The sequence below is a fragment of the Nostoc sp. CHAB 5836 genome, from assembly GCF_020829445.1.
Taxonomy (GTDB): Bacteria; Cyanobacteriota; Cyanobacteriia; order Cyanobacteriales; family Nostocaceae; genus Nostoc.
Window position 1 is genome coordinate 1 of the sequence record NZ_JAIVFV010000185.1, and the last position, 12,751, is coordinate 12,751.

Annotated in this window: 9 protein-coding genes and 1 pseudogene; 1 reads left to right on the top strand and 9 read right to left on the bottom strand. The window is 43.5% G+C overall.

All coding sequences use genetic code 11. The features are described from left to right. Positions 1 to 27 precede the first annotated feature (27 nt). The 3 genes from LC605_RS26525 to LC605_RS26535 form a co-directional block, all read right to left on the bottom strand. On the bottom strand, positions 28 to 1,623 hold the full coding sequence (locus LC605_RS26525) for an Hsp70 family protein (RefSeq protein ID WP_229550484.1): 1,596 nt from the start codon (positions 1,621 to 1,623) through the stop codon (positions 28 to 30). 233 nt (positions 1,624 to 1,856) lie between these two features. Further along, the gene (locus LC605_RS26530; protein WP_229550485.1) at positions 1,857 to 2,252 is read right to left on the bottom strand and encodes a DUF5615 family PIN-like protein; all 396 of its coding nucleotides are present in this window, start codon (positions 2,250 to 2,252) and stop codon (positions 1,857 to 1,859) included. After that, the gene (locus LC605_RS26535) at positions 2,249 to 2,623 is read right to left on the bottom strand and encodes a DUF433 domain-containing protein (RefSeq protein ID WP_229550486.1); all 375 of its coding nucleotides are present in this window, start codon (positions 2,621 to 2,623) and stop codon (positions 2,249 to 2,251) included. The genes LC605_RS26530 and LC605_RS26535 overlap by 4 nt, the downstream gene beginning before the upstream one ends. A gap of 620 nt (positions 2,624 to 3,243) precedes the next feature. On the opposite strand from LC605_RS26535, the gene LC605_RS26540 reads away from it, so the two are divergent. Then, positions 3,244 to 4,566, top strand: a complete 1,323-nt coding sequence (locus tag LC605_RS26540; RefSeq protein ID WP_229550487.1) for a hypothetical protein — start codon at positions 3,244 to 3,246, stop codon at positions 4,564 to 4,566. Between the two features lie 509 nt (positions 4,567 to 5,075). On the opposite strand, the pseudogene LC605_RS26545 reads toward LC605_RS26540, so the two are convergent. From LC605_RS26545 to LC605_RS26570, 6 genes and pseudogenes are all read right to left on the bottom strand, one after another. Beyond that, positions 5,076 to 5,591: pseudogene (locus tag LC605_RS26545) on the bottom strand (amidase); the annotation flags it as partial. A gap of 176 nt (positions 5,592 to 5,767) precedes the next feature. Continuing rightward, the gene (locus tag LC605_RS26550; protein ID WP_229550488.1) at positions 5,768 to 7,795 is read right to left on the bottom strand and encodes a pentapeptide repeat-containing protein; all 2,028 of its coding nucleotides are present in this window, start codon (positions 7,793 to 7,795) and stop codon (positions 5,768 to 5,770) included. Between the two features lie 911 nt (positions 7,796 to 8,706). After that, entirely contained in the window at positions 8,707 to 8,898 is a 192-nt protein-coding gene (locus tag LC605_RS26555; protein ID WP_229550489.1) for a hypothetical protein, read from the bottom strand. 2 nt (positions 8,899 to 8,900) lie between these two features. Next, the gene (locus LC605_RS26560; protein ID WP_229550490.1) at positions 8,901 to 9,374 is read right to left on the bottom strand and encodes a type II toxin-antitoxin system VapC family toxin; all 474 of its coding nucleotides are present in this window, start codon (positions 9,372 to 9,374) and stop codon (positions 8,901 to 8,903) included. Then, positions 9,374 to 10,924 (bottom strand): acyl-CoA synthetase, encoded by a 1,551-nt coding sequence (locus LC605_RS26565; protein WP_229550491.1) that lies wholly within the window; start codon positions 10,922 to 10,924, stop codon positions 9,374 to 9,376. The genes LC605_RS26560 and LC605_RS26565 overlap by 1 nt, the downstream gene beginning before the upstream one ends. A 560-nt stretch (positions 10,925 to 11,484) precedes the next feature. Continuing rightward, positions 11,485 to 12,751: tetratricopeptide repeat protein (locus tag LC605_RS26570; protein ID WP_229550492.1), on the bottom strand; the 1,267-nt coding region annotated here is incomplete at its 5' end.

The window sequence follows — 12,751 nt, forward strand, 5'->3', positions numbered from 1 at the left end:
ACGGCCATTACTGCTAGATGCACGAAGTCAAGCAGAGTATGGGGTAAGCCATATCGAAACAGCAGTGCGTATAGATCGTTTAACACCTGACCTAGCAACACTTTCATCACTTTCAAATAATGCTTCTAAATCTGCCCTTGCTTGCTTCAATTCATGGCTGGAAAGTTTCTGTATGCCGGCATTATTTACTATTAGCGTCCCTTGTTGTCCTTTGCTTTTCTCCGTGGTGGTGACGGTGAGGATACCATTCAGGTCAAAGTCAAAGTGAACTTCGACTTGAATACTTCCTGCTGGTTGAGGTGGTAAGTTCTCTACTCTAAAGGAACCTAGTGGAACATTTTCTTCAGCGATCGCATTTTCACCTTGAAAAACTTCGATTTCTACCGCGTTTTGCTCATCAAACAAGGTGGAATAAACATGAGAGCGGGAAACGGGAACAACGCTATTGCGGGGAATAATTACACTGAAGTAACCTGGCATAATACCCATTGCTGTGGGTACAGCCGCAGCAATACCGAGGGAATGGGGTATCACATCTACAAGAATGGCGTCCACAGATTCACCTACCAGCACCCCGGCTTGCAAAGCTGCTCCTAAGGCCACACAAAGGTCTGGTTGAATACCATCGGTGGGAGTTTGTCCCAGATGCTTGGCGATCATTTCTTGCACCAAAGGAATGCGTGTGGAACCACCAACTAGAATAATCCGGTCAATGTCATTGGCTTCTAGGTTAGCATCTGTGAGGGCACGGTCAATTGCTTCTAGGGTTTCTTGTAATAATGGGCGAATCAACTTTTCAAAATCTGTTCGCGCTACTTCTGTCTCTAGATGTAGTGCAGTTTTGCCTTTGCTACCCAAAAATGCTTCGCGGACTGTAGCAAAAGCATGGGAACTAAGGTCAATTTTTAACTGCTCTGCTGCTCTTAAAAGACGCGCCTGGGTTGCTGCATCATCTGGCACATCTACACCGTGCTGTTTGCGGAATAGATCCACCAGATGCAGTTGCAAAAGCCTGTCGAAATCGTCTCCACCCAATCGGTTATTGCCATGACTAGCGAATACTTCTGTGACTTCCCCTGTAATTTCCACTACCGAAACATCAAAAGTACCGCCTCCCAAGTCATAAACTACAACCTTTTCTGTCTCTTGCGATCGCAAATCATAAGCTAAAGCTGCCGCCGTTGGTTCATTAATAATTTGCAGTACTTCCAAACCAGCGATTTCGCCAGCAGTTTTAGTTGCTTGTCGTTGAGCATCTGTAAAATAAGCTGGAACCGTAATCACTGCTTGGGTAATTGTTTCGCCTAAAACATTCTCAGCCCGTTGTTTCAGGGCGCGAAGAATAATAGCGGAAACTTCATGAGGTAAATATTCTTTATCTCCTAAAGTGGTTTTATGGTCAGTTCCCATCCAGCGCTTGATTGACTTGACAGTGCGTTCCGGTGCTGCTGCATACTGACGGAGGGCTTCGCGTCCCACTAACAGTTTACCCGTATCGCTAAACCCCACACAGGAAGGTAAAATCAAATCGCCATCTTCACCTGGCAATACGCGCACCTGTCCATTTTCGACAATTGCCACTTCGGAATTAGTTGTGCCTAAGTCAATACCAACTGCTTTCATAAAATTCCAAATTTAAAAGTTATTGACGCCTAGTCCTAGTTATGTCACATTAGGGACTTTTTCAAGCCTCCGCCTTTAGACGTGGGGTTTCTGACTATTTAGATATAGATCAGTAAGATTGTAAAACCTTCTTGAGCCATAAGTTGCAATAGCTCACCGTTTTTCTTGTCTGTCTCATCTTCACAACGGTTCGTACTTGATAATCACTGTGTTGGGCAACCTCTTATACTACCTCACGGAATGAACAGGCGACCGACTCCCAAATAATTTTCGATATCAATCACAATTTCAAGTAGCCGATCTACACACTGATCTCGATAGGCTCGTTCATCCAAAACCCTATCAGCATTACCAATTGTGATCACAGGAAGCGAATTGGATTTATTTTCTTCACGCAAAACCTTCTCCAATGCATCCTTACCTTTCATCTTTCGATTGGCTGTCAAAAGAATCATCTGATTGGCTTGAGCAACGCGCCAAACAATTCGATCATTGCTATCGATTGATAGCTCAACTTCTTGAAAGGAGACGAAACGCATCGGGACAGTCTCAAGCCAACCTTGATTAGCAATGTTACCTAACAAAACTACTGCATGTCTTTCAAGATTATGGTCAATCAAGAAAATCATGCCTTCCCTGCGTGTCTTGCTTTCTGTTCGTGGAGTTTTGCCCACAAAGACTCTCGACCGGGTTTAGGCGGCATTGCTGCAATTCGAGCAAAGTGTTCTCGATTCCGATCTTCCCAATACTGCCGGATTTCCTCAGCTTCCCGCAACACAGTTTGATACTCAGCTTCGACTTCGGTACGATTTTCCTTAATGTATGATAGAGCAGCATTTACTTGTTCTCTGGTGAGGTTGAGAACATCGCCAATAAACTTTGGTGGATACTGAGCCGTCACATAATCCATCACGTCGTAGAGGGTGATGCGTGTTCCTGCGATCGTCAGTCCCCATTCTGTGCGAATTATAGCTGTCTGTCCATTCGATACTGGAGCCATATCCACAGCCTCCTAAATTCATATCTATCCTACCTTATGCAAGTAGAGCAGATAAGTAAGTTGACACAATAAAACCCAACTGTATGAAGAAAAGTAAACAACGCTCAAACCCTTTTCCCCCTGCTTCTTGCTCCCAACGATAATTGTTTACGCCAATCTACTTATTTGCCCTGTTCGCGCCTAACATCTGGAAAATCATTTAAAAATTGTGTCGGCTCATTGACACTCTCCGACCTAAAGGCGCGGAGATTCTTAAGACCTCACGGCCAAAATATCCTGTTTACACAGGTTCCCAGGCTCACTACGGAAAGCCCCATAGGGCGCAGTGATATCTCCTCAAGGTTTTTCGGGCGTAGACTTTCCCCCAGTCCGGGGGTAGGTTTTTAAATCTTGTACTGATTGAGTTATTCTAACATGGCTGAGTCCTAAAGGACTCAATTAGCCTTCTCCCAAGGGGAGACGCAAGCGCGAACATCACGCAGCCTGAAGTACGGAATACGCAACTACGTTGCTGTTCCTCAAGGGTTTTCGGCATATTTTCTATAAATTGGGGTGGCAAAGAAAAACTGTTGTAGTTCCTATGTTTTTTGGGAATACTCAACACAGTACTGGCTATATATATGGCTTTTTTAAATAAAATTAACTGGAATTTCCTACGTAAGAATGCTCCAAATAGCTCTGGGATAGATCCCTCTGCTGCAAGTTTTCAAACTGTAGTGCAAAAGCAACCTGCAACACCATCAACCCCCAAAAACCTTGCTGAATTAGAGCATGAAATGGAGTTATTGAGGCGGGTTCTCAAAACATCCCCTCCTCTTCCACATAGCAAACCCAAGGGGGGTATAGGTAGTAGACTTATTTGGATAGCAATACTAATAGGCATTCCCGGTGGTGTAATTTGGGTGGCAAACCAGCCTTACCCGGTGATTCGCCGTCCGGTGATGCTCCATGCACCTTTTTTGTTGCTACCCAGCTACATCAGTATGGATAATCATTATCGGCAGGCGTTGGTATCAGTCGAGCAAGCTGAACAATTGATTGAAAAAGCTACTAGTTCTGCGGATTTGGCTTTGGGAGAACAGAAGCTACAAAAAGCACAAAAACATCTAGATCAGTTACCAACTTCCTTTGTTAACGATTGGTCAGAATATAGATATTGGTGGTATGATTCGCGGTTGAGCATCTACGGTTTTAATGCATTTCGGAGTAAAGTTGGTCAGCTAGAAGCTCAGGTTTTTCAGGAAAAGAATGCTCAGTCATTGCTTACCGATAATATGCAGACCTTCTTAAATGCCAAACAGCAATATGAACGGGCTACAACAGCAACTGATAAACAGACTGCAACGGCTGCTTGGCAGAGGGCGCTTAATCAATTTGAGCAAATTCCTGGTCAAACACTGGCAGGAAAAACTATACAAAATCAACTAGATAATTATAAGCGTGAGTTTCAGGAAGTTGTTGGATTGGCAGCAGGGAACGATCGCATCAGTGCCTTAATTACCGCAGCACAGCAATTTTCCTGGCAAGCTGCCAAAGCTGGTCAAAATCCGCCGCACACCGTAACCCAATGGCGACAGATAGAAAATTTGTGGATAGAGGCAATTGAGCGGCTCAAAGAGATTCCTGCAAAAGACGTGGCGGGTTATACCGAAGCACAGAAGTTATTAGCAATTTATGAAGCTAATTTAGGTCAAGTTAAGGTGAGACGGCAAGCTGAGACAGATGCTGTGGAGGCTTTGGAGGCGGCGCAACGAGAAATCAAAAGCTTGTTGGCTTCAATTCCTGCTGATGTTCATGATGTCGAGCGCAATCGTGTGTTGAGCCAATTGCAGAGTATTATTAATCAATTAGAAAAGGTGCAAAATGGCACAACAGTTTATCTAAAAGCTCAAGAGCTACTACTATCGGCAAATAATAAATTAAGGCAACTACAAGTTAATTAAATAAATGGTGGCGATCGCTATACCTTTAATCGCTAATTAACTGGATAAAATTCAAGCACTGTCATCACCTGACTTGAAGTTTAAGTAGGTCGGCGCAAATAAAGCTAATGGGCAAAGGCTGTCATTGGTCATTAGTCATTGGTCATTGGTCATTAAATATGCGTTACCCAGAACCCTTGTAGAGACGTAGCACTGCTACGTCTCTACATTCTGGAGATGTCTATTAGTGATTAGTAAGAGACCATTTATAAAGTAAACCTTAAATTGTCGGGTACGTTAAAGCTGAGAGTACGGCACCTGGAAATATGGTGCGTTACGGCTAAATTGGACTTTCTCAAACCCTCAAATTCCTATACAGCCGTAACACACCCTACTTAATATTTACTTTATAAATAGGCTCTAAGGACTTTAAGCCTATTTACGTTTCGTAATATACTTGGGTTTTTTCGTACTGACTTAATTAGTACCATTTGTCAATACCCCAATGGATGCCGGAAATCACCAACTACTATATCTAATGGTGAAAGTCCGGCTGCAACCGCAGCAGCACTACCTCCAGAACTGCCACCTGCTGTATACTCAAGATTCCAGGGATTATTTACCCGTGGGAACAAAGAATTTGTACTTTGAAAATCACCAGCCAGTTCCGCCATATTGGTTTTTCCGAGAATCACGGCTCCTGCTCCTCGCAGCCTGGCGACAACGGTGGCATCCTGTTGAGGAATGTAGTCTTTGAGTGGAATGTAACCCGCAGTGGTACGGAGTCCCACTGTTTCAAAAATGTCTTTAATCGTAATAGGGACACCGTGCAGAGCGCCCCAGTGTTCTCCTCTAGCTAGGGCTTCATCCGCAAGCTTTGCTCTGGTACGAGCATTGTCTTCGTCTAAGGTGCAAATTGCATTCAGCTTTGAGTTGTGTTTATAAATCTGCGCCAAGTAAGCATCGAACACTTCGACCGCAGAGACATGGCGATCGCGAATCATCTGAGCAAGTTGATGAGCGGGTAGAAAAACTAAGTCACTCATATTAAAAGTAGTTTAGGAATCTGGAAATTACCCCACCCTAACCCTCCCCGTATGTATTGGGGAGGGAACCGGATTTCTTTCCGCTCTCCCCCGCGATGCATTGGGAACTGCTATAGATTTCCGGTCTCCCCCCTTGACAAGGGGGGTAATTTCCAGGTATAATATAATGCGACAAATTATCCCAAACCGAATAATTGAGAAATTGCAGGGAATAATTTATTACCAGCTTCCGCCAGAGAAGCGATCGCAGGTAAACTAGAAAATATCCCTTTCAACATGGTGATTGCAGTTTTTGCAGTCTTTTGCTTAGTTGATTCTTGAGGATTTTTACCTGCTTCAGCTAAAGCTTTTACCTGTTCTAAAGCTTCGGATTTCTCTTCTTCTGACAAATATGTGGATTGGATGATTGCATCTTGCAACTGCGATAATAATTCTTTAATGCCTGGTTTATCGGCATCGGTTGCATCAGGTAACTGATTGAGGGCAATACTCACGTTACCAGTAATGATTCCTAGATTAGCAATAGAATTATTGCCAGCGATACCGCTAACATTACTGCTATCTTGAATATTGATGCCGCTAATATCTGACATATTTGTATCTCCTTGTGTATAAAATTTAGGCTGTCCAAATGCAGTTGTAATCATATTTTCTAAACTACGAATGCGCTCGCTTCTTTCTACAAGCAATAATTGCTGACTCTGCGATAAAGCTTTGAATTGATTATAATCATCAAAATATTCTGCACTCAGTTGAGATTTATCGCTACCTGGGGCGGTTTTGGCTCTGAGCAAGATTTTATCATCGCCGCGTTTCTCCATTCCGACGATTTCTAACTCAGCTTCGGGATGGTTTTCGGCAAGGTTTTTTAAAGCGATCGCGATCGCGCGAGGGTCAACGCCTTGATTATGGTAAAGGTCGAGGGTATCAAAAATTGGCTTGATAAAGTCGGCAAAATCGCCGTCTGCAAATACCTCTTGCTTATTATCAGGTTTGCGGAGCGGGTCGGGGTCTTCTTTTGTGGGTAAGCGCATAAAGACATATTCACACCTTACCCCATGCAATTTAGTTGTATTTGTAATCCCCCAATCTTCAATGTACGCACCTGTGAGATTTGCACCTGTTAAATCGGTTGCGTCTAGTTGCGTTTGCTTCAGCTTTGCTCTTGACAAATCGGCATCTTGTAAGTTGGCTTCACTGAGGTCAGCGCCGACAAAGCTGGTATCTGCTAAATTTGCTCCTTGTAAGTTGATACCTCGTAGGTTTTGACGGTCAAGGTTTATGTCCTGTCCCTGTCCGGTAATTAGCAGTTGTCGTACTTGTGCATTCTGAAGATAAGTTAAACCAGGGCGAACACGGTCAAGCATTTTGGCTTGATACCAACGGCTACAGATAAGAATAGTGTTTCGGAAATCTGTACTTTTGAGTATGGCTTGGGTGAAATCAGCATTAGTTAAATTAGCGCCACGAAAACTTGTACCTCCTGTTGCAGCAAAAGCGATCGCAATATTGCGAATTAAGGAGTGTTTTTGATCTCCTTTCATGGCTCGCCAACTGATGTAAATGCTAACTAACGTTCCAGCTACGGCTAAAGCTCCGGCTACGGTTCCGATTTTGGCTAAGGCTATGCCTAAGACTACGGTTAAGACTAAAGCCCCGGCTACAGCTAAAGTTCTGGCTCCAGATCCGGCTCCGGCCAAGGCTAAGGCTCCGGCGACAGCAACAGCTAAAGCTCCGGCTCCGGCTCCGGCTAAAGCTCCAGTTCCAACTCTGGTTCCGCCTGAAGCTAAGGCTCCAGCTACAGCTACGGCTACGGCTAAGGCTCCAGCTACAGCTACCGCTCCGGCTCCAGCTACGGCTCCTTGGCAAATTGTGACGAAGAAAAAGGCAATTAATACGACTAGGGCAGTCCAGCCGCGAATCTGATTCTCTAAGCTGGAAGTATCAAATATTAGTGACACCAAATAACCATTGACAGACCATAAACATCCTGACAGTCCCGACAACAGCCACGAGACAATAACTAGGAAAATTGCCCAACCGCGTTGCAGTCCAGCTTTGGCATGACTGAAGTTCGCGCCTGTTAAATTAGCGTTAGTGAAGTTTGCTCCTCGGATGTCCGCATAGCTAAAGTTTGCACCCGCAAGGTCTTGTCCTTTGAAGTTGCGTCCTCGGAGATTTTCACCGGAGAAGTCTAAAGCCATGTTCCGCATTACGAAGGTGAGCAAATTTTACTACACCCTCACCCCTGTAAATTCAGGAATGTTTAGATATGTTTGTTAGTTGAGCTTCAAAGCCGCAATTTCGAGGATAAAAGGTGCAACATCGAGCCTCAGAAGGTCAACATTAGACCTCTTGCATAAATCAAAAAAAAGAACCCCACCCCGCCTTTGACGCAGCGTCAAAGTCTCCCCTCCCCGCTCGCGGGGAGGGGCTGGGGGTGGGGTGTTACGTGACTTTTGCAAGAGGTCTATTGAAGTTCAAAGGCTCATTTTTGCACTTTTTATAGAAAATATGCCGAAAACCCTTGAGGAACAGCAACGTAGTTGCGTATTCCGTACTTCAGGCAAGGGATGAAGGCTAATTGAGTCCTTTAGGACTCAGCCATGTTAGAATAATTCAATCAGTACAAGATTTAAAAACCTACCCCCGGGCTGGGGGAAAGTCTACGCCCGAAAAACCCTTGAGGAGATATCACTACGCACGACGAGTGCAAACGTGGTGAGCCTGGGAACCTGTGTAAACAGGATATTTTGGCCGTGAGGTCTTAAGAATCCCCTCGCCTTTAGGCAGGGGAGTGTCAATAAAACGCGATGTGCAACTTAATATTTTGACCTCTCTCCAAACCTCTCTCCTTTTAGGAGAGAGGCTTTGAATCTTACTCCCCAACGCTAGTAGGGAAGCAGGGTGGTTTCATACAAGCAGAGAAAAAATAAAACTGGGTTTCAAAGCCTCTCCCCGCTTCGGGGAGAGGTTTGGAGAGGGGTCAAAATGATGATAAATCAAGACTGATGTATTTTTCTTTTTTCGTATGAAACCACCCTGCCCAACACTAGTAGGGAAGGGGTTGGGGGTTAGGTTTGAGAGAAAGTTGCACATCGCTGCTTAATAACTTTTAGCTAGTCGGGTGCAGTGACTTGCTATGGTGTCTACTGGGTTGTTTGAGTGGCTGTGAAATGATCTGCCGACTACTTACAGCTTGCTTTTGTCGCAAATCATCACAAATTGCTTGTAAGTCGTAGTTGAAAGACTTTGCATGTTCTTCTCGAATTCTATAAATCTCTTCAAGAATTTCATCTTTCCACATATCTACTCTCCCATTAGTTCGTAGGGTGTACAAAGGGTTGGTAACTCGTATCCAGCATCAAGACTGATTTGGGCTAGCTTCTTCTGGATTTGAGCATTGGCAATATGCTTACAGTTCCACGTTAACAGATAGTCCAATCCGTAAACTGTAGCCGCGGCAATATGAAGCGCATCATCAGCGGCTTTTAATGGAAGGCTACTTTTTGCAAGAAATTGTGCTGCTAAATTTTGAACGGCTTCACTGACTTCAAGCAAAGGAAAATCACGCACTATTTCAAGTCGCTTCCTTGCTATCTCTATATCGCCTTGTGCTACTTCATCCAAAACCACTTGAGAAATGTAGAGCATAAACTGATTGCGACGTCTGTCCCACCATTCTCGCGTAGCTTCTAAATTAGCCATCAGGATCAAGTTGTTGCTGGGTCTAGCAGTCAAGTAGCCAACAATACTGGTTTCGATGTAAACAGTTTCGTTCATCACATTGGACGCACATCTTGGTCTGCTTGATTATGTTTCAGAATCGCAAATAGCTCAACCACTGTCGGTTTAATCACTTTACCCATAGCGTTGCGCGGTAATTCTTCAACTGTCAAAATTTGGGTTGGCACTTTATAAATTGCCAATCGCTCTTTTGCCCAACTCCTGAAAGCTTGTAATGTCAAAGGTTGTGACCCTTGCAATACTAACGCCGCACACACCCGCTCACCCCACTCTAAATCGCCAACTCCAACCACTGCACATTCCTGAATATCTGGATGCTCTCGCAACACTTCTTCAATTTCTAAAGCTGAAACTTTATACCCTCCCGTTTTGATAATATCCACACTCATTCGTCCCAGAATCCGGTAATTGTCGTTCTCAACTACGGCGGTATCTCCAGTACAAAACCAGCCATCTTGGAAGGCTTTGGCAGTTGCTTGGGGGTTTTGCCAATATTCTAGAAAGACTCCAGGCCCTTTAACTTGGATCTCTCCTGGGGTTCCGGGTGGGACTAACTCTGTGCTTTCATCAACTAATCTTACTTCAACTTCAGGCAGAGGCTTCCCCACATATCCAGACAACCGTTCACCGTGTAAAGGGTTCGATAGCGCCATCCCAATTTCCGTCATCCCATAGCGCTCAAGCAGAAAATGGCCGCTGACGCTTTGCCACTTTTCTAAAACTTGAACCGATAATGCTGCCGAGCCAGAAACCATCAGGCGCATTTTAGCACAGCCTTCTGACATACTTTTTTGGCGTTCCTTAGAGGCATTTTCCCAAGCAGCAATTAGTTTCACATAAATTGTTGGTACTGCCATAAATAGGGTTAAGTCACCGTCACCAATTCGCCTCCAAACGGTTTCGGTGTCAAACTTGCTCAATATATGGCACTCCGCACCAGCCCATAAAGCACAAGTCAAGACGTTGACAATTCCATGAATATGATGTAAAGGTAATATATGTAAAATGCGATCGCTAGATGTCCATTCCCAAGCGGTAATCAAACTAGTCACTTGGGCTTGAATATTTTGATGGGTTGTAACTGCACCCTTGGGTTTACCAGTTGTACCGCTAGTGTAGAGAATTAAAGCGCGTCTAGTGATATCTACCTCTGGGAGATGAGCAATATTAGATGGGAGCGTTTCTGAAGTCAGGATAAATCGCAAATTGTGTTCTTGGGCGAGCGATCGCAGTATACCCTCAAAATTGGGATGAGCAATAATAATCGATGCTCCAGAATTGGTAATAACATACTCTAATTCTGGTCGTGGGTGGGAAATGCACAGAGGTACAGCTATGCCACCAGCACGCCAAATCCCCCATTGAGTGGCTACATACTCAAACCCAGGCGGGATGAGAAAGGCAACTCGCTGCTCCTGTAAATCTTCTGTATTTTGAATAAGACCTGTTGCTATTTGACTAGAAATATGTAGCAAATCCCGATATGTAAATACTCCGTCTGTTGTAGCGTTGGCGCAGCCTCTCGGAACGAGAATCGCCGTTTTCTCGTTGTGTTTTTCAGCACGAATAATCAATGGGAGATTCACGTTTGTTTACCGATTTAAGGTTGATTCAGTCTACTTGTAAAACATTAATATTTATTTTCTAAAAACTAAAGTGCTTATTACAAACCCTTAAAACTAGCTTAGTACAATATTTCATAAATTCGTAGCGAATTCTCTTTGCGTTCCTACCCTACGGGAAGGCGAAGCGCCTATGCGCTTCCCTTTGCGTTCCTACCCTGCGGGAAGGCGAGGCGCCTATGCGTTTAAATTTCAACCCTCAATTGGCCACGATTTTACGCTGCATCTGTACTTAGACATAGGAGTGAAAAAGAATTGTTTTGACGAAGCACTGCTACGTCTCTACAAGGGTTCTGGGTAACGCATATTTAATTTCTACCAGATGTCTATTGTACTAGTGGTCTGTCTCATTAGTTATGAAGGGTAAAAAGTTCGTAGTCAGGACTTTAGTCCTTGATTTTTAAGCACTGAAGTGCTTACTACGAACTCAGCAAAATTAATGTGAGAGACCACTAGTCGTAAAATAGCACAATCACTCGTTAAGAGTGTTGACGTTGACAGTTAATACTATATTGAGTCGTAGCTCAATTTTTTTCTATTTTCCCAGATTTAGGGCGGGTATTTTTTACTGGTGCTGACTTATTTCGTAGAATTGCAATTTCCCTCTGTGCATCTTGATAATTATCTTGTTCTCCTTGCTGTTGGAATAGTTTTGCGGCTTTTTTAAAATCTGCGATCGCACCCTGTTTATTTTTCTGCTTGGTGCGAATTACGCCCCGGTTATAGTAGGCTAAGGCATTGTTAGCATTAATTGCGATCGCTCGTGAATAATCCTGATTTGCAGCTTTTTTATTTCCCAGTTCGAGATAGGCATTACCACGGTTGTTGTAAGCTACTACATTATTAGGATCTAGTTTCAGTGCTGCGGTGTAATCTTCAATAGCGCCTTTATAATCTCCGTAAGAAAAGCGGTGCATACCTCTGTGAATATAAGCTGCAATAAATTTCGGATCAATCTGTAAAATAGTGTTGTAATCTTCAGTAGCTTCGAGATTATCTCCCAAATCACTGTAAACATCACCACGATTAAGATAGGCTTCTATATATTTGGGATTGATGTTAATTGCGTCCGTATAATCTTTAATTGCTGCATATTGTTGTTTATTAATAGATTGAGTTAAACCCCTTTGATAGTAAGCTTTAGCATCACTAGGATTAATCTTAATTACTTGATCAAAATCTTGGATTGCTTCAAGTCTTTGTCTGAGGCGACGGCGGAGAATTCCTCGCTGCAAGTAGGCTTCGGTATACTGAGGTTTGAGAGCGATCGCTTTGCTAAAATCTGCCATTGCTCCTTTATTATTCTTCAGTTGAACATGGGCTAACCCTCGGCCATAGTAAGCGTATGCATCCTCCGAATTTAACTTAATTGCTTGAGTATAATCTGCGATCGCTTCTTTGTACTTACCTAATTCCGAAAAAGCAAATCCTCGATCAAAATAGGCATTAGCATCTTGAGGATTGAGCAAAATGGCTTGACTAGAGTCTGCTTGTGCTTGTTCGTAGTCTCCTAATCGATAATAAGCATCGCCTCGCCGATTATAAGCCAAAGCATTTTGCGGATTTAATTCAATAGCCTGATTGAAATCTTCAATTGCTCCTTCATAGTTTCCTGCATCATATTTATTGACTCCATCTTGATATAATTTTTTTTGAGTATCAGTTGCAGGTTTTAGCGACTGCAAAAACCACGCTCCAACACTAAGTGTGATACAGCCAGCTATCGCCGTTATAACTACTAATAATTTTTGATGATCCTGTTTTTGCCGATCTTGCTCAACATTTGTGATC